This window comes from Roseovarius sp. B-10, assembly GCF_056859295.1.
In genome coordinates this window covers 174069-190589 of the sequence record NZ_JBSXOE010000030.1, presented here as the reverse complement: position 1 = coordinate 190589, position 16521 = coordinate 174069, and the positions used below count along the sequence as shown (strand labels likewise).

16 protein-coding genes are annotated in these 16521 nt (G+C 65.5%); 7 read left to right on the top strand and 9 right to left on the bottom strand.

Annotated features, from left to right (window positions below):
• Positions 1-7: 7 nt before the first annotated feature.
• The gene (locus AC13D8_RS08575; RefSeq protein ID WP_482968504.1) at positions 8-1855 is read right to left on the bottom strand and encodes an ABC-F family ATP-binding cassette domain-containing protein; all 1848 of its coding nucleotides are present in this window, start codon (positions 1853-1855) and stop codon (positions 8-10) included.
• Between the two features lie 133 nt (positions 1856-1988).
• Here AC13D8_RS08575 and ndk point away from each other — a divergent pair, with 133 nt between their 5' ends.
• Together ndk and AC13D8_RS08565 are read left to right on the top strand one after the other, a co-directional pair.
• A complete protein-coding gene (gene ndk, locus AC13D8_RS08570; RefSeq protein ID WP_104019148.1) occupies positions 1989-2411 on the top strand; it encodes a nucleoside-diphosphate kinase in 423 nt (140 codons plus the stop codon).
• 75 nt (positions 2412-2486) lie between these two features.
• Complete coding sequence (locus AC13D8_RS08565; RefSeq protein WP_482968503.1) at positions 2487-3026, top strand: GNAT family N-acetyltransferase; 540 nt, start codon at positions 2487-2489, stop codon at positions 3024-3026.
• 308 nt (positions 3027-3334) lie between these two features.
• On the opposite strand, the gene AC13D8_RS08560 is transcribed toward AC13D8_RS08565, so the two are convergent.
• From AC13D8_RS08560 to AC13D8_RS08540, 5 genes are all read right to left on the bottom strand, one after another.
• Entirely contained in the window at positions 3335-4384 is a 1050-nt protein-coding gene (locus AC13D8_RS08560; protein ID WP_482968502.1) for a zinc-dependent alcohol dehydrogenase family protein, read from the bottom strand.
• A 27-nt stretch (positions 4385-4411) separates the two neighbouring features.
• A complete protein-coding gene (gene choV / locus AC13D8_RS08555) occupies positions 4412-5440 on the bottom strand; it encodes a choline ABC transporter ATP-binding protein (protein WP_482968501.1) in 1029 nt (342 codons plus the stop codon).
• Entirely contained in the window at positions 5437-6273 is an 837-nt protein-coding gene (gene choW, locus AC13D8_RS08550) for a choline ABC transporter permease subunit (protein ID WP_482968500.1), read from the bottom strand. The genes choV and choW overlap by 4 nt, the downstream gene beginning before the upstream one ends.
• A gap of 82 nt (positions 6274-6355) precedes the next feature.
• Positions 6356-7282 carry a choline ABC transporter substrate-binding protein gene (locus AC13D8_RS08545; protein WP_482968499.1) on the bottom strand — a complete coding sequence of 309 codons (927 nt, stop codon included), beginning with the start codon at positions 7280-7282 and terminating at the stop codon, positions 6356-6358.
• A 102-nt stretch (positions 7283-7384) separates the two neighbouring features.
• Positions 7385-8938, bottom strand: coding sequence for an ABC transporter substrate-binding protein (locus tag AC13D8_RS08540; RefSeq protein ID WP_129431660.1), 1554 nt, complete (start codon positions 8936-8938; stop codon positions 7385-7387).
• A 210-nt stretch (positions 8939-9148) separates the two neighbouring features.
• Between AC13D8_RS08540 and betI the strand changes: the two genes are divergently transcribed.
• From betI to AC13D8_RS08515, 5 genes are all read left to right on the top strand, one after another.
• Positions 9149-9733: a transcriptional regulator BetI gene (gene betI, locus AC13D8_RS08535; RefSeq protein WP_129431661.1), complete on the top strand. Its 585-nt coding sequence runs from the start codon at positions 9149-9151 to the stop codon at positions 9731-9733.
• Positions 9730-11241 (top strand): choline-sulfatase, encoded by a 1512-nt coding sequence (betC, locus tag AC13D8_RS08530; protein WP_482968498.1) that lies wholly within the window; start codon positions 9730-9732, stop codon positions 11239-11241. Before betI ends, betC begins: the two co-directional genes overlap by 4 nt.
• Before the next feature lie 70 nt (positions 11242-11311).
• Positions 11312-12967: a choline dehydrogenase gene (gene betA, locus AC13D8_RS08525; protein WP_482968497.1), complete on the top strand. Its 1656-nt coding sequence runs from the start codon at positions 11312-11314 to the stop codon at positions 12965-12967.
• A 66-nt stretch (positions 12968-13033) separates the two neighbouring features.
• Positions 13034-13702 carry a thermonuclease family protein gene (locus tag AC13D8_RS08520; RefSeq protein ID WP_482968496.1) on the top strand — a complete coding sequence of 223 codons (669 nt, stop codon included), beginning with the start codon at positions 13034-13036 and terminating at the stop codon, positions 13700-13702.
• Between the two features lie 121 nt (positions 13703-13823).
• Positions 13824-14060: an HP1242/YdcH family protein gene (locus AC13D8_RS08515; protein ID WP_482968495.1), complete on the top strand. Its 237-nt coding sequence runs from the start codon at positions 13824-13826 to the stop codon at positions 14058-14060.
• A 24-nt stretch (positions 14061-14084) separates the two neighbouring features.
• Here AC13D8_RS08515 and phnE (AC13D8_RS08510) read toward each other — a convergent pair whose 3' ends face one another.
• The 3 genes from phnE (AC13D8_RS08510) to phnC are packed head-to-tail and all read right to left on the bottom strand — an operon-like array spanning position 14085 to position 16515.
• Positions 14085-14897, bottom strand: a complete 813-nt coding sequence (phnE, locus tag AC13D8_RS08510) for a phosphonate ABC transporter, permease protein PhnE (RefSeq protein ID WP_482968494.1) — start codon at positions 14895-14897, stop codon at positions 14085-14087.
• On the bottom strand, positions 14894-15697 hold the full coding sequence (gene phnE / locus AC13D8_RS08505) for a phosphonate ABC transporter, permease protein PhnE (RefSeq protein ID WP_482968493.1): 804 nt from the start codon (positions 15695-15697) through the stop codon (positions 14894-14896). The genes phnE (AC13D8_RS08510) and phnE (AC13D8_RS08505) overlap by 4 nt, the downstream gene beginning before the upstream one ends.
• A complete protein-coding gene (gene phnC, locus AC13D8_RS08500; protein WP_129431668.1) occupies positions 15697-16515 on the bottom strand; it encodes a phosphonate ABC transporter ATP-binding protein in 819 nt (272 codons plus the stop codon). Before phnC ends, phnE (AC13D8_RS08505) begins: the two co-directional genes overlap by 1 nt.
• Positions 16516-16521 lie beyond the last annotated feature (6 nt).

The window sequence follows — 16521 nt, the reverse complement described above, 5'->3', positions numbered from 1 at the left end:
TTCGGCCTCAGCCTTCCGCCTTTTCCAGCCGGGCGAGGGCGGCCTCCCACAGCGTTTCGGCGCGGGCGATACCGTCCTCGATCTCGGCATATTTGCGCTGCCAGGTGGCGAGCGTGCCGGGATCCTCGTAGATATCGGGATCGGCCAGCTTGCTGGCGACCTTTCCCTCCATCTCCATCAGTTTCTCGACCCTCGATTCGCAGGAACGCACCTCCTGCCGCAGCTTCAGGATCGCCTCTCGCGATGGCTTTTCTTTTTTCTTTACAGTCTTTTGCGAGGCTTTTTTCACGTTATCTGGCGGAGCCAGCAGCATCGCGCGATAGCTTTCGAGATCGCCCTCGTAGGGGGTCACCGTGCCGCCCTTGACCAGCCACAGCCGGTCCGCCACCAGGCTCAGCAGGTGCATGTCGTGACTCACCAGGATGATCGCGCCGGTATAGGCGGTCAGCGCCTCGACCAGCGCCTCGCGGCTCTCGATATCGAGGTGGTTGGTCGGCTCGTCGAGGATCAGCATATGCGGCGCATCCACCGTGGCGAGCATCAGCGACAGCCGCGCCTTTTGCCCGCCGGATAGGTTTTCTACTTTTGTTTCCGCCTGTTGCGGACCGATTCCAAACCCCGCGAGCCGCGCGCGCAGCCGCGCGGGCGTCTCACCGGGGCGCAAGCGGCGGATATGATCGAGGGGTGTCTCGTCGATATGCAGCTCGTCCACCTGGTGCTGCGCGAAATACCCCGCGCGCAGGCGGGCGGCCTTGTGAACGCGCCCGTCAAGCAGATCAAGTTTGCCAGCCAACAATTTGGAAAGAGTGGATTTTCCTTCGCCGTTGCGTCCCAGAAGCGCGATTCGGTCATCCTGGTCGATGCGCAAATCGAGCCTGCTCAGCACCGCGGTGCCGTCATAACCCGTGGCCGCCCCCTCCAACCGCAGGATCGGCGGAGACAGGCCCTCCGGCTCCGGGAAGGTGAACCGCCTCAACGCCGCCTCCTGCGGGGCCGAGATGGGCTGCATCCGCGCCAGCGCCTTGATCCGCGCCTGCGCCTGCTTGGCCTTGTCGGCCTTGTAGCGGAACCGGTCGACATAGGATTGCAGATGCGCGCGGCGCGCCTCCTGCTTCTTGGCCTCGGATTGCGCGGCAGCGATGCGGGCGGCGCGCGTTTCGGCGAACTTGTCGTAACCCCCTTGATAAAGCGTGAGTTTTCGGTCCTCCAGATGCAGGATCGAGCCGACTGCGCGGTTCAGGAGCCCGCGATCGTGGCTGATGATGAGCACGGTATGCGGATAGCGCGCGAGGTAGCTTTCGAGCCACAGCGCGCCCTCGAGATCGAGGTAGTTCGTCGGCTCGTCGAGCAGCAGCAGGTCGGGCGCGGCGAACAGCACCCCCGCCAGCGCCACCCGCATCCGCCAGCCCCCCGAAAAGGCCGAGCACGGCATGAGTTGTTCGTCATCGGTAAAGCCCAGCCCCTTGAGGATCGCGCTCGCCCGCGCCTCGGCAGACCAGGCGTCGATATCGGCGAGCCTTGTCTGGATTTCGGCGATCCGGGTGCCGTCGGTCTCGCTCTCTGATTTTTCAAGAAGATCAGAGCGTTCCGTGTCGAAGCTCAACACCGTGTCGAGGAGCGACACGTCGCTGCCCGGCACTTCCTGCGCCACGCCGCCAATGCGGGCGCGCCGGGGCAGCGAGATCGCCCCGCCCTCCAGCGGCATCTCGCCCCGGATCAGGTGAAAGAGCGTGGTCTTGCCGGTGCCGTTGCGCCCCACGAGCCCGACCTTGTGCCCCTCGGGAATGAGGGCCGAGGCGTTCTCGAACAGGCGATGTCCGGCAATGGCGTAGGTGATGTCGTCGATGCGTAGCATGGGACGGGGGATGCCCCATGCCGCGGCCAGCGTCAATCGCGGCTTTTCAACGCGCAAGCCTCATGCTACGGGAGCCGCGATCAAGCTGCGCGGGGTGTCTCCCGGCGGCATCACCCTGACAAAAGAGGCTGACATGGCTGTGGAACGCACCCTGAGCATCATCAAACCCGACGCCACCCGGCGCAACCTGACCGGCAAGATCAACGCCAAGTTCGAGGAGGCCGGGCTGCGCATCATCGCGCAGAAGCGAATCCAGATGACCCCGGCGCAGGCGGGCACCTTCTATGCCGTGCACAAGGAGCGCCCGTTTTATGGTGAGCTGTGCGAGTTCATGGCGAGCGCGCCGGTGGTGGTGCAGGTGCTGGAAGGCGAGGGCGCCATCGCCAAGAACCGCGAAGTGATGGGAGCCACGAACCCCGCCGATGCCGCACCGGGCACGATCCGCGCGGAATTCGCCGAGTCGGTCGGCGAGAATTCGGTCCACGGCTCGGACGCGCCCGAGACTGCGGCGGTCGAGATTGCCTATTTCTTTTCGGGGCTTGAGCTGGTCGGCTGACCGCGCTGCCTATGATCTGAACGAGGGCCGCACCCCGGCGAGGGGCGCGGCCCTTTTTTAATGGAAGGGTTTGTCATGGAGATCATCGACGGGATCGCGGGCCGCGAAGAGCCGATCACCGCGCTGTTTCGCGAAACCTTCTCGGCCTCGGAGGGCGCTGCGGAGGGCCGGATCGTCGCCGGGCTGGCGCATGATCTGCTGACCCTCACGCCTGCATCCGACATCCGCGTCTTTCGTGTCGAGGAGACGGGCCGTGTCATCGGCGCGGCAATCTTCTCCCGTCTCATCTATCCTATGGATACGCGGCGCGTGATGCTCCTGTCGCCGATGGCGGTGGCACCGGATTGGCAGGGTTGCGGCGTGGGGCAGGGGCTCTTGCGCCATGCTCTGGAGGCGCTGCGTGCCGAGGGGGCGGAGGTGGCTTTGACCTATGGCGATCCTGCCTTCTATCGGCGGGTGGGCTTTGCCCCCGTCACCGAGGCCGAGGTGCAGCCCCCGTTGCCGCTCAGCGCGCCGCACGGGTGGTTGGGGCTGTCGCTGACCGGCGATCCGATGCCCGCACTCTCGGGCGTCCCGGTCTGTGCCGCGGGGCTCAATCGAGCGGATATCTGGTAGGGCCGCACGCTGCGCGACCCACGCGAGCGGCCGCTCTCGACCATTAACTCCGGATCAGGGGCCCCGGCCCCTCAGATACTCGCGAAATCGCGAAAGATCGGAGTGGGGGTGGGACGCGTGCGCTTGTCGTCGCGGGGCGGGCGCGGGGGGCGCGGCGGGCCACTGCGAGTGGTTTCTTGCTCGGTCATCTGCCTCATCCTTGTGGTTGGGCAGGGCGACCGGGGGTCGCCCGTGCCGTATGCAGTAGCAACAGGAGAGCAGGATTTCGCGGCAAGGCGATGCCGGAAAAGCGGCGTTGTGATGACGGCTCAGGCGGTCATGTCATCGACCACCGTCACCCCGGCGCCGCTATAGCCGTCCATTGCGGCGAGCGCGGCATGGAGCCCCGAGAGCCCGATCCGGTGGGTGACGAGGCGGGCGGGGTCGAGCCGTCCGGCGGCGATCATCCCCATCAGCGCGGCGAAGCGATGTGCGCCGATGCCGCGCGTACCGTGCAGCGTGATCTGGCGGGCATAGACGAGGTCCAGAAGCGGCAGGTCGGGCGTGGCGTGGTCGCCGAGCGGCATTCCGATCTGCACGTGCCGCCCCATCTTGCGCAGGCTCTTCAGGGAGTTGTGAAAGGTCGCGGTGATTCCCAGCGCGTCGAGCGAGACATCCGCGCCGCCGCCCGTCAGGTCACGCACTGCCCTGCCCACGTCATCGGTCGTGCTCGCATCAAGCGCCGCCGTGGCCCCGAGTTCGCGCGCCAGCGCCAGCGCCGCTGGATTCACGTCCACCGCGAGGATGCGCGCGCCGAGCGCCGCCGCGATCAGGATGGCCGACAGGCCCACCCCGCCGCAGCCATGTACCGCCAGCCATTCGCCGGGCGCGAGCCCTGCGCGGTCCACCAGCGCGCGGAACGCGGTGGTGACGCGACAGCCCATGCCCGCGGCAGCGGCATAGTCCATCGCGTCGGGCAGGCGCACGAGGTTGAAATCAGCCCGCGGGATGGCGATGCGCTCGGCAAACGCCCCCCATTGGCTGAACCCGATGACCTGCTGGTGGTCGCAGATCGTGGGCTCGCCGCCGCGGCAATCGGGGCAGGTGCCGCAACCGAGGATGAACGGCGCGGTAACGCGCTCGCCCACGCTGAAGGCGCGGCATTCGGGGCCGATCTCGATCACCTCTCCGGCGAATTCGTGGCCCATGACGTGGGGCAGCACCACGTCCGGGTCAGCCCCTTTCCAGGCGTGATGATCCGAGCGGCACACGCCGCAGGCGCGCACAGCGATCACCGCGCCGTCACGCGGGCAGGCGGGGTCGGGCAGGTCGGTGATCTCGACCGGGTCGGCGAAGCGGGAGAGCAGGGCGGCGCGCATCGGGGTTCCTTGGTCTGGTGGGGCGCGTCAGGTGCGCGGGTCGAGCAGCTTGGCGAGGATGCGGTTGCGGGTGATCTGGCCCAGCAACGCGCCATCCTCGACCACGCCCACCGGCGCGTCATGGCCCTGCGCCGCCTCCATCACCGCCTGGATGGTCGCGTCGGCGGGTACGGTGGCATCGGGCGTGCCCGTCGCGGGCTCCATCACGTCGCGGGCGCAAAGCACGCCCAGTGGGTTCATGTGCGCCACGAAATCGGCCACGTAGCCGGTGGCGGGGTTGGTAAAGATATCCTGCGGCGTGCCGCATTGCACGATGCGCCCGCCCTCCATTATGGCGATGCGGTCGCCCAGCTTGAACGCCTCGTCGAGATCGTGGCTGACAAAGATGATGGTGCGCCCCAGCGTCTTTTGCAGATCGATGAGTTCGTCCTGAAGATGCGTGCGAATGAGCGGATCGAGCGCTGAGAAGGGCTCGTCCATCAACAGGATTGGCGCATCGGTGGCGAAGGCACGGGCGAGGCCCACGCGCTGCTGCATCCCGCCCGACAACTCGGCCACGCGGCGGTCGGCCCAGTCGGAGAGATTGACCAGTGCCAATTGATCGGTCACCCGTCGCTCGCGCTCGGATTTCGAGATACCCGCGAGTTCGAGGCCCAGCCCCACGTTCTCCGCCACGCTGCGCCACGGCAACAGGCCGAATTGCTGGAACACCATCGCGATATGGTGCTGGCGCAGGCGGCGCAGGGTGGCGGCATCCGCGTTCGTGACGTCCACCATGCTGTCACCGTCATGCACCTCGACCTTGCCGCGCACCACCGGGTTGAGCCCGTTGACCGCGCGCAGGAGCGTGGACTTGCCCGAGCCAGACAGCCCCATCAGCACGAGGATTTCGCCCGTTGCCACCGACAGGTCGCAATCGTGCACACCGAGGATCTGGCCGGTTTGCTGCTGGATATCGCCGCGTTCGCGGCCCTCGTCCATCAGCGGCAGCGCGCTCTCGGGCGCGTCGCCAAAGACGATGGAGACGGATTTGAAATTGACGCTGGCTTGGGTCATTTCCGGCCCTCCATGCGCAGCATCCGGTCAAGCACGATGGCCACGACAACGATCATCAGCCCCGACTCGAAGCCAAGCGAGATATTCACGGTGTTAATCGCCCTGAGCACCGGCACGCCGAGCCCGTCGGCGCCGACAAGCGCCCCGATCACCACCATCGAGAGCGACAACATGATGGTCTGGTTGAGACCGGCCATGATCTGCGGCAGGGCGTAGGGCAGTTCGACCTTCCACAGCGTCTGGCGATTGGTGGCGCCGAACGCCTGTGCCGCCTCCAGCAGCGGCTGCGGCGTGTTGGCAATGCCCAGATGCGTCAGGCGGATGGGGGCGGGGACCACGAAGATCACCGTGGCGATGAGACCCGGCACCATGCCGATGCCGAAGAACACGATCGCCGGGATCAGGTAGACGAAGGGCGGCAACGTCTGCATCAGGTCGAGCACGGGGCGCATTCCGTCATAGAGCCGCGGACGGTGCGCGGCGGCGATGCCGATGGGCACCCCCATCGCCATGCAGAAGATGCAGGACGACAGCACCAGCGTGAGGCTCTCGGTGGTTTCCTCCCAATAGCCCTGGTTGAGGATGAAGAGAAAGCCCAAGGCCACGAAAAGGCAGGTTTTCCAGTTGCGCTGAAGCGCCCATGTGAGGCCCACGAAGACGGCGATGATCACCAGTGGATGCGGCGTCTGGAGCACCCAGAGAAAGGCGTCGATCAGCGCTTCCATGAGGAGGGCAAGCGCGTCGAAGAACCCGGCGGCGTTGTCCTGGAGCCAGAGAAAAAAATCCTCGGCCCAGTTGCCGACGGGAATCTTGTGATCGCTCAGCCAGTCCATGGGAATGCCTTGACTTTGAATGTTCGGAAGCAGGAAGGGGGGTGCCGCCCCGTGTCAGGGCCGGGGCGGCACGAGAAGGACATCAGAGACCCAGTTCAGCCTTGACCGCGGCCATCGCGTCGCCACCATCCTGCGTGGTCACGCCGTCGAGCCAGCCGTCCAGAACGCCGGGATTGGCCTTGAGCCACGCGGTCGCGGCATCCTCGGGGTCGGCCCCGTCGTTGAGGATGGCGCCCATGATCTCGTTTTCCATGGCGAGCGTGAATTGCAGGTTTTCAAGGAATGTGCCGACATTCGGGCATTCCTCGACATAGCCTGCGCGGGTGTTGGTATAGACCGTTGCGCCGCCGAGGTCGGGGCCGAACCAGTCATCGCCGCCGGTCAGGTAGGTCATGTCGTGATTGGCGTTCATCGGGTGCGGCTCCCAGCCGAGGAAGACGATCGGCTCTTCGCGGCGATCCGCGCGGGCCACCTGTGCCAGCATGCCCTGTTCCGAGCTTTCCTTGACCTCGAAGCCCTTAAGGCCAAAGGCGTCGGCCTCGATCATGTCGAGGATCAGGCGGTTGCCGTCATTGCCCGGCTCGATGCCGTAGATCGTCTCGTCGAGCGCTTCGGCATGCTCGGCGATGGCGCCGAAAGAGGTGATGCCGAGCTCTGCCCCGGCGGCATTGGTGGCCAGCGTGTATTTCGCCCCTTCGAGGTTGGCGCGCACGGTGTCCACGGTGCCAGCCTCGCGGTAGGGGGCGATGTCGCCTTCCATGGTGGGCATCCAGTTGCCGAGGAACACGTCGATGTCACCGGCGGCGAGCGAGGTATAGGTCACCGGCACCGAGAGCACCTTGGTCTCGGTCTCATAGCCCAGTGCCCCCAGCACAACCGTGGTCGCGGCGGTGGTGGCGGTGATGTCGGTCCAGCCCACATCGGAGAAGGTGACGCTCTCGCAATTGGCGAGCGCGGGGCCAGCGGCGGTGGCCAGCGCGAGGGCGGAAAGCGTTGTCTTTAGGGTCATCATGTCTCTCCCGTTATCGGTTGTCCGGGCGCGGGGCCCGCTTGGCCAAGGGCCCGGAGGACGATCCCCCGGGCCCCGGCATGACGGCGCAGGCGGTCAGGCTCAGGCCATCCACCAGCGCTCGACGAAGCGCATGCCGTCAACATCCCAGTTAGAGCTCATCTCCTCGGTATGTGCGATCTTGGTGGAGTTGCCGAACACCCAGTTGGCGAACATCGGGATGATGACACCACCCTCGTTCGATACCAGCGCCTGCATCTCGTAATACATTTCGCGGCGCTTGTCCTCGTCGAGCTCGGATCGGGCCTTGATCATCAGCTCGTCGAACCGCTCGTTGCACCAGAAGCTGTCGTTCCAGGATGCGCCGCACTGGTAGGCAGTGGAGAACATCTGGTCCTCGACAACTCGACCGGACCAGTAGACTGAGACGAAGTCCTCCTTCATCCAGATGTCCGACCAGTAGCCGTCATTCGGCTCACGCGACGGGGTAAGATTTATCCCCGCTTCGGCGGCCGAGGACTGGTAGAGCACGGCGGCATCGACCGAGCCGACAAAGGCCGCGTCGGCGGCCGATAGCTTAACGTCGATGCTGTCGAGACCGGCCTGCTTGAGGTACCATTTCGCCTTGTCAGGATCGTAGCTCTTCTGTTCGAGCTCGTCATTGTAGAAGCGCTGGCCCCGGCCGATCGGGTGGTCATTGCCCACCGAGCCGTAGCCGAACAGGATCTTGTCTACGAGTTCCTCGCGGTTGACCGCGTATTTCAGCGCTTGCCGGACATTGTTGTCGTTGTAGGGAGCTTCGCGGGTATCCATCGCGAAAGTGTAGTGCTGCGTCCCGGCAACCGCGTTGATCTGGATGTCGGGATTGCGCGACAGCAGGTTCACGGTCTTGAGATCGAGCCGGTCTGCCACGTCCACGTCGCCCGAGACGAGCGCCGTGGTGCGCGCGTTTTGATCGACGATGGCAATGATCTCGGCGCTATCGAACCAGGCCACGTCATCGCGCCAATGGCCCTCATGCCGCTCGACAGAGTAAGAGACGCCGGGATCGAAATCGATCAGCTTGTAGCTTCCGCATCCATCGCCAGAGCGCCAGTCGATGCTATCGCCGTCGGCGGGACAGATGGTCAGGTGATAGTCGCTGAGGATGAACGGAAAGTCGGCATTGCCGCCATCGAGGGTAAAGACGACCGTATCGTCGCCCTCTGTGCTGATGTCCTGGATTGGTGCCACGATCGGCCCGGCAGCGGAGGTCGAATCCTCGCCGCGGTGGAAGTTGATCGAGTTGACCACGTCCGCCAGTTCCAGCGGCTTTCCGGAATGGAAGGTCACGCCGGGGCGGATCTTGAAGCGCCAGACTTTGGCGTCGGGCGAGGCTTCCCAGCTTTCTGCAAGTTCCGGCCGCAACGAGCCGTCCTGCGCGACCTCCGTCAGGTGGCCGTGAATCGCGTAGGAGAGCGAGGTGGTGAAGCTGTTCTCGTACGTGCCGGGATTGAGCGTGTCGGTGGTCTGACCGTGGCCAATGGCGGCACGCAGGTGGCCACCACGCGACGGCGCGGCCTTGGCGCGCATGGGCATGGAGGCGGCAAGCGCTGCGCCTGCGGTAGTGGCCATGAAGCCGCGGCGATTAATACCGCCAGTGGTGATGCGTGTCATTTTCGGTTTCTCCCTTTGGGTTGTTTCGGACCAGCCTCGCGGATCGCGTGCGGTCATCTCTTATGTGTTAAAGGCTAATATGACGCTGGCGTGAAATACAACGTCATTCTCGTGAAGGTTCCCTGTCGTGCCCTCTCCCGGGTTATTGATTGACGAGTCAATTAAACACGATTACGCCGGTCTGGCAAGATGACCCTCGGGAGGCGATCCATGCCCAAGCTCGGAATGGAGCCCATCCGGCGCGGCGCGCTGGTGGAGGCCACGATTCACGAGATCGGCGCGCGCGGCGCGCTCGACGTGACGGTGGCGCAGATCGCGCGGCGCGCGGGCATGTCCTCGGCGCTGGCGCATCACTATTTCGGTTCCAAGGAGGCGCTGTTCGCCGCGGCCATGCGCCATGTGCTGTCGCTCTACGGTGCCGAGGTGCGCGGTGCGCTGAGCATGGCGAGAACGCCGCGCCAGCGCGTCGAGGCGATCATCCGCGCCAGCTTTACCCCGGCGCAGTTCCGACCTGAGATGGTTGCCGCCTGGCTCAATTTCTATGTACAGGCGCAGCGCTCGGATGCGGCGCGGCGGCTGTTGCATGTTTATCAGCGGCGGCTGCGCTCGAATCTCTATCACGCCTTCCGGCAGGTACCGGGATGCGATGCGACCACGCTCACCCGCGGCTGCGCGGCGATGATTGACGGGCTTTATATCCGCCAGTCACTCGGCGAGGGCGGTGTTGCCCCGGAGGCCGCAATCGACGTGCTGCTGCGCTATCTCGACACCAGCCTGCCCCAGGAGGAAAGATGACCCACCGCCCCAATATCCTGATCTTCATGGTCGATCAGTTGAACGGCACGCTGTTTCCGGACGGTCCGGCGGACTGGCTGCATGCACCCAATCTCGCAAAGCTGGCGGCGCGCTCCACCCGGTTCGCGAATGCCTACACGGCCAGCCCGCTCTGCGCCCCGGGGCGGGCGAGTTTCATGTCGGGGCTGCTGCCCTCGCGCAGCCGCGTCTACGACAACGCCGCCGAGTTCTCGGCGGATATCCCCACCTATGCCCACCACCTGCGTCGGGCGGGCTATCAGACCTGTCTCTCGGGCAAGATGCATTTCGTCGGCCCCGATCAGTTGCATGGCTTCGAGCAGCGGCTCACCACGGATATCTACCCCGCAGACTTTGGCTGGACGCCGGATTACCGCAAGCCGGGCGAGCGGATCGACTGGTGGTATCACAACCTCGGCTCGGTCACCGGCAGCGGCGTGGCCGAGATTTCCAACCAGATGGAATACGACGACGAGGTGGCCTTTCACGGCGTGCAGAAGGTCTATGATCTCGCCCGCGGTCACGATGCGCGGCCGTGGTGCCTGACGGTGAGCTTTACCCATCCGCATGATCCTTACGTTGCGCGGCGCAAATACTGGGACCTTTACGAGGATTGCGAGCATCTCCTGCCGGAGGTGCCCGCCATGGCCTACGAGGATCACGACGCGCATTCCAAACGCATTTTCGATGCCAATGACTGGCGGGCGTTCGACATCACCGAGGAAGACATCCGCCGTTCTCGCCGCGCCTATTTCGCCAATATCTCCTATCTCGATGACAAGATCGGCGAGGTGATGGCGGCGCTGGAGGCCACGCGGCAGGAGGCGGTGATCCTCTTCGTGTCGGATCACGGCGACATGCTGGGCGAGCGTGGGCTGTGGTTCAAGATGTCGTTCTACGAGGGCTCGTCTCGCGTTCCGCTGATGATCTGTGCCCCGGATATGGCGCCGGGCCTCGTGACCGACCCGGTGAGTAATATCGACGTCTGCCCGACGCTCTGTGACCTGGGTGGTGCCGACATGTCCGAGGTGATGCCCTGGACCGAGGGGCAATCGCTGGTCCATCTCGGACAGGGCGGCAAACGCGACGCCCCGGTGGCGATGGAATACGCGGCCGAGGCAAGCTACGCGCCGCTCGTCTCGCTGCGTTATGGCAAGTGGAAATACAATCGCTGCGCGCTCGACCTCGATCAACTTTTTGACCTGGAGGCCGACCCGCACGAGCTGACCAATCTCGCGGATGACTCCGCCCATGCCGGCACGCTGGCGCAGTTGCAGGCCAAGGCCGCGGCGCGCTGGGATCTCGACGCCTTCGATGCGCAGGTGCGCGAGAGCCAGGCGCGCCGCTGGGTGGTCTACGAGGCACTGCGTCAGGGCGGCTATTACCCGTGGGATTACCAACCGCTGCAAAAGGCATCGGAGCGCTACATGCGCAACCACATGGACCTTAACGTGGTCGAGGAAAACCAGCGTTTTCCACGGGGCGAATAGGGGGGCGTATGATGACGTCATCTTGCCAGGGATATCCACGCTCCCACGCTGGCAACCGGAGGAGGTGCTGATGGAGGCCGACTACGTCATCGTGGGCGCCGGCAGCGCGGGATGCGCCATGGCCTACCGGCTCAGCGAGGCCGGCAAGTCCGTGCTGGTGATCGAGCATGGCGGCACCGATGCCGGCCCCTTCATCCAGATGCCCGGCGCGCTCAGCTATCCGATGAACATGCGCCGCTACGACTGGGGCTACCAGACCGAGCCCGAGCCGCACCTTGGCGGGCGGCGGCTGGCCTGTCCGCGCGGCAAGGTGATCGGTGGTTCAAGCTCGATCAACGGCATGGTCTATGTGCGCGGCCACGCGCATGACTACGACCATTGGCGCGATCAGGGCTGCGACGGCTGGGGCTACGCGGACGTGCTGCCGTATTTCAAGCGGATGGAGGCTTGGGACGACGGCGGGCATGGCGGCGACCCGGCGTGGCGCGGAACCGATGGTCCGCTGCATGTAAGCCGCGGCAAGCGCGATAACCCGCTGGTGCGCGCCTTCGTCGAGGCGGGGGTGCAGGCGGGATACCAGCGGACCGACGACTATAACGGCGAAAAGCAAGAGGGGTTCGGCCCCTTCGAGATGACGGTCCACAAGGGCCAGCGCTGGTCAGCGGCGAATGCCTACCTGAGACCGGCCCTGAAGCGCGAGAATTGCGACCTGCTGCGCGGGCTGGTGCAGCGCGTGGTAACCCATGAGGGTCGCGCAACCGGCGTAGAGGTGCTGCGCGGCGGACGGCGCGAGGTGGTACGCGCGCGCGCCGAGGTGATTCTCGCGGCCTCTTCGATCAATTCGCCGAAGCTGCTGATGCTGTCGGGTATCGGTCCGGCGGCGCATCTCTCCGAGCACGGCATCGCGGTTGTGGCCGACCGGCCCGGCGTTGGTGCGAACCTGCAGGATCACATGGAGCTTTATGTCCAGATGGCCGCCAGCCAGCCGGTGAGCCTCTTCAAGTACTGGAACCTTTTCGGCAAGGGCTGGGTCGGGCTGCGCTGGCTTCTGGGTCGGCAGGGGCCGGGAGCCTCGAACCAGTTCGAGAGCTGCGGTTTCATCCGTTCCCGTGCGGGTGTCGATTACCCCGATATCCAGTTCCATTTCCTGCCCATTGCCGTGCGCTATGACGGCAAGGCGGCGGCCGAGGGGCACGGGTTTCAGGCCCATGTCGGCCCGATGCGCAGCGAATCTCGCGGCACGATCACCTTGCGCAGCAGCGATCCCGCCGACGATCCGGTGATCCGCTTCAACTACATGAGCGCGGAGAGCGATTGGACAGATTTCCGCCGCTGCATCCGGCTCACACGCGAGATATTTGCGCAGGAAGCCTTCGCGCCCTATCGCAAACACGAGATACAGCCTGGTGTCGAGGTGCAGAGCGACGACGCGCTCGACGATTTCATCCGCGAGCATGCCGAGAGCGCCTATCACCCCTGCGGCACCTGCCGGATGGGCCGCGCGGATGACAGCGATGCCGTGGTCGATCCCGATGGGCGGGTGATCGGGGTCGACGGCCTGCGCGTGGCCGATTCGAGCATCTTCCCGCGCATCACGAACGGCAATCTCAACGCCCCGTCGATCATGGCGGGCGAGAAAATCGCCGACGCGGTGCTGGGCCGCCGCCTGCCGCCGGACAACGCGGCCCCGTGGCTTCACCCCGATTGGGAACACGCGCAGCGGTGATCGCGCATTAACGCTTTGTTCACGTTCTGTATTGAAAAGCAGCATCCCCTCCCGCAATAAAGGGGCATGTTAAGGATTTCTTTACTGATCGTTCTTACAATGTTCCCCGCCGCGGTTGTTGCGCAGGGGTTCGGCGGGCCGGTGCGCGTGGTCGATGGCGATACGCTCGACGTGGGGGCCACGCGGGTGCGCCTGCACGGCATCGACGCGCCCGAACTGGGGCAGCGCTGCACCAACGCGGATGGCGTGGCATGGGATTGCGGCACATGGGCCGCCGATCAGGTGCGTAGGCGGATCGGGGGCCGCATGGCGCGCTGTGACACGGTCGATACCGATCGTTACGCGCGTACTGTCGCCACCTGCGCGGTGGCTGGGCAGGACGTGGGCCGGATGCTGGTGACCGAGGGGCTGGCGCTGGCCTATCGCAAGTACTCGATGGCTTATTACCTCGACGAGAAACGCGCCGTCATCGCCGGGATCGGGCTGCACGCGCACCGCTTCGACCGGCCAGCGGATCATCGCCGCGCAGTGCGCGAGGATCGCGCGACGCAGACCGCCGCACCCGACCCGGATTGCGCGATCAAGGGCAATATCAGCCGCTCGGGCAAGCGCATCCACCACCTGCCGGGGCAGGCGGATTACGCGCGCACGGTGATCCGGCCTGGGCAGGGCGAACGCTGGTTCTGCTCGGAGGCCGAAGCGCGTGCCGCAGGCTGGCGACGTGCCCGGCGCTGACGCGCGGCCCCGCGCCGCCGCGAGTCTATCCCTGCGCGCCCGCCCAGTTTGATCCGGGTCAAGGTGCGTCGCACCCGCGCCCATTAGGGTGGGTCGGCAGGCAAACAACAGGAGACGCGCGATGTCCCACACCCCCCACGAGCTTCACGAGGAATTTCCGCAATTCGCCGAGAGAATCGGCGAGATGAAACAGGCCGATCCGCACTTCGCGCGGTTGGCGGAGGAGTATCACGAGGTGAACCGCAAGGTGCACCGCGCCGAGACCCTGGTCGAGCCGATGGACGACCTAGCCGAGATGGACCTGCGCAAGGAACGCGCGCGGCTGAAGGACGAACTCTACCGCCTGCTGAGCGCCTGAGCGCGGTCCAGACGCGTCGCGCGGTCAGATGATCGCGTGGCGCACTCGCGCCGAGACCCATTCGCTCAGCACCACGGTGGCGAGGATCAACAGCAGGATCACCGTCACTTGCGGCCAGGCCAGCACGTTGAGCGAGGCCTGAAGCTTGAGCCCGATGCCGCCCGCGCCGACCAGCCCCAAGATGGTGCTCTCGCGGATGTTGATGTCCCAGCGGAACACCGAGATGCCCCAGAAGGCGGGCATGATCTGCGGCACGATCCCGTAGCTGACCACCTGCGCGGGGCTGGCGCCAGTGGCCTGCACCGCCTCGATCTGGCGCGCGTCGGTCTCCTCGATCGCCTCGTAGAGCAGCTTACCGACAAAGCCGATGGAGCGCAGCGCAATGGCGACGATCCCCGCGAGGATGCCCGGCCCGATGATCGCCACCAAGAGCAGTGCCCAGATCAGCGAGTTGATCGAGCGCGAGGCGACGATGATGAAAAGGGCGATGGGCCGCAGGATGCGCTGTGAGGGCGTGGTGTTGCGCGCCGCCATGAAAGCCACCGGCACCGCCATGATGACGCCGCCCAGCGTGCCCAGCGTGGCGATGTTGATCGTGTCCCAGAGCGGCACCATCAGCTCTGGCAGGTAGCTGAGGCGCGGCGGCACCATCCGGCTGCCGATATCGGCAGCCTGTCGGGGCGCGTCGGCGACGAATGCCCAAATGGTGTTTTCCGTCATCACCTGCCAGCACCACACGAACAGCGCCACCAGCGCCAGCCAGCCGAGCCACATCACCAGCCGCTTGCGCGGCGTGCGATGGGCCCAAACCTCGGAATGATGCGTGATCTCGCTCATTGCAGGAACTTTCGCAGGTAGCTGGAGCCGTATTCCGCCACCATCACGATGCCGATGATGATCAGCAGGATCGCGCCCGCGCTGTCATATTCGTAGCGGTCGATGGCGGTGTTGAGCGTCGCGCCGATCCCGCCCGCGCCGACAATGCCGATCACGGCACTCTCGCGAAAATTGATGTCGAGCCGGTAGAGCGACAGGCCGATCAGCCGCGGCATCACCTGCGGCTGGATCGCGTAGTTGACAAGTTGCAGCCAAGAGGCCCCGGTGGCGCGGATCGCCTCGGCCTGCGCCTCGTCGATCTCCTCGATATCGTCGGCGAGCAGCTTGGCGATGAAGCCGATGGTGGCAAAGCTGAGCGTGAGGAAGCCCGCGAATGGCCCGAAGCCGAACATCGCCACGAGAAAGATGGCGATGATGATTTCCTGCAGCGCGCGGCTGACCGCGATGATGCCGCGGCAGACATAGTAGATCGCGCGCGGCGCGAGGTTGCGCGCCGCGCCGACGCCGATGGGCACCGAGATGATGACGCCGATCACGGTCGAGGTGAGCGTCATGGTCAGGCTTTCGATCAGCCCTTGGCGGATATCGATCCAGCGGCTGGTGAAATCCGGCGTGAGAAATCCCATGACGAAGCGTTGCCCGCGCTCCAGTCCGGCGGCGACGCGCGCCCAGTCCACTTCGAGCGTGCCGATGGCCAGCACGAGGTAGAGCACGACACCGATTTGCAGCGCAAGACGCCAGCGGCGGTCGGTCACAATCTGCGGCGGGCGCTTCCATGTGGTGGGGTAGGCGTCGGCCATCAGGCGAGCGCCTCCATCCGTGCCTTCGCCTCGGCTTCGGCCTCCGCCTGCTCGGCATCGCCCGCGCGCATGGCGTGCCAGTCTTCGGCACCATAGATTTCGGTCAGCGCCGCCTCGGTCAGCGTCTCGGGCGCGTCGTCAAAGACCACGCGGCCCGCACGCAGCCCCACGATGCGTTGCATGAATTGCTGCGCCAGCGGCACGTCGTGGATGTTGACGATGGCGGGCAGGTCACGCTCGGCACAGATTTCTGTAAGCAGGCGCATGATCTGGCGGCTGGTCTTGGGGTCGAGGCTGGCGGTGGGTTCATCCACAAGCAGGAGTTCGGGTTCCTGCGCCAATGCGCGCGCGATGCCCACCCGTTGCCGCTGCCCGCCCGACAGCGCGTCGGCGCGCTTGTCGGCGTGATCCATCAGCCCGACCCGGTCGAGCAGGCGGTAAGCGTTGCGGATGTCGGTGGGAGGGTAGCGGCGCAGGAAACTACGCCAGAACGGCACATAGCCGAGGCGACCCGAGAGCACATTCTCCATCACCGTGAGCCGCTCGACCAGCGCGTATTCCTGAAAGATCATGCCGATCCGCCGCCGCTGGCGGCGCAGCTCGCGCTTGCCTAGCTTTGCCAGGTCGATATCGCCCAGCAGCACCGCGCCGGCGGTGGGCTCCACCAGTCTGTTGATGCAACGGATGAGGGTGGACTTGCCCGCGCCTGACGGCCCGATCAGCCCCATGATCTGGCCCTTGGGTACCGAAAGCGTCACGTCGCTGAGCGCCGTGTCGCCGGTCTTGTAGGTCTTACCGAGACCCTTGAGATGCAGCATGTCCGG

Excerpts from the sequence above, each read along its gene's own strand:
- AC13D8_RS08575 (WP_482968504.1), bottom strand. The coding sequence starts at position 1,855 with ATGCTACGCATCGACGACATCACCTACGCCATTGCCGGACATCGCCTG.
- ndk (WP_104019148.1), top strand. The coding sequence starts at position 1,989 with ATGGCTGTGGAACGCACCCTGAGCATCATCAAACCCGACGCCACCCGG.
- AC13D8_RS08565 (WP_482968503.1), top strand. The coding sequence starts at position 2,487 with ATGGAGATCATCGACGGGATCGCGGGCCGCGAAGAGCCGATCACCGCG.
- AC13D8_RS08560 (WP_482968502.1), bottom strand. The coding sequence starts at position 4,384 with ATGCGCGCCGCCCTGCTCTCCCGCTTCGCCGACCCGGTCGAGATCACC.
- choV (WP_482968501.1), bottom strand. The coding sequence starts at position 5,440 with ATGACCCAAGCCAGCGTCAATTTCAAATCCGTCTCCATCGTCTTTGGC.
- choW (WP_482968500.1), bottom strand. The coding sequence starts at position 6,273 with ATGGACTGGCTGAGCGATCACAAGATTCCCGTCGGCAACTGGGCCGAG.
- AC13D8_RS08545 (WP_482968499.1), bottom strand. The coding sequence starts at position 7,282 with ATGACCCTAAAGACAACGCTTTCCGCCCTCGCGCTGGCCACCGCCGCT.
- AC13D8_RS08540 (WP_129431660.1), bottom strand. The coding sequence starts at position 8,938 with ATGACACGCATCACCACTGGCGGTATTAATCGCCGCGGCTTCATGGCC.
- betI (WP_129431661.1), top strand. The coding sequence starts at position 9,149 with ATGCCCAAGCTCGGAATGGAGCCCATCCGGCGCGGCGCGCTGGTGGAG.
- betC (WP_482968498.1), top strand. The coding sequence starts at position 9,730 with ATGACCCACCGCCCCAATATCCTGATCTTCATGGTCGATCAGTTGAAC.
- betA (WP_482968497.1), top strand. The coding sequence starts at position 11,312 with ATGGAGGCCGACTACGTCATCGTGGGCGCCGGCAGCGCGGGATGCGCC.
- AC13D8_RS08520 (WP_482968496.1), top strand. The coding sequence starts at position 13,034 with ATGTTAAGGATTTCTTTACTGATCGTTCTTACAATGTTCCCCGCCGCG.
- AC13D8_RS08515 (WP_482968495.1), top strand. The coding sequence starts at position 13,824 with ATGTCCCACACCCCCCACGAGCTTCACGAGGAATTTCCGCAATTCGCC.
- phnE (WP_482968494.1), bottom strand. The coding sequence starts at position 14,897 with ATGAGCGAGATCACGCATCATTCCGAGGTTTGGGCCCATCGCACGCCG.
- phnE (WP_482968493.1), bottom strand. The coding sequence starts at position 15,697 with ATGGCCGACGCCTACCCCACCACATGGAAGCGCCCGCCGCAGATTGTG.
- phnC (WP_129431668.1), bottom strand. The coding sequence starts at position 16,515 with ATGCTGCATCTCAAGGGTCTCGGTAAGACCTACAAGACCGGCGACACG.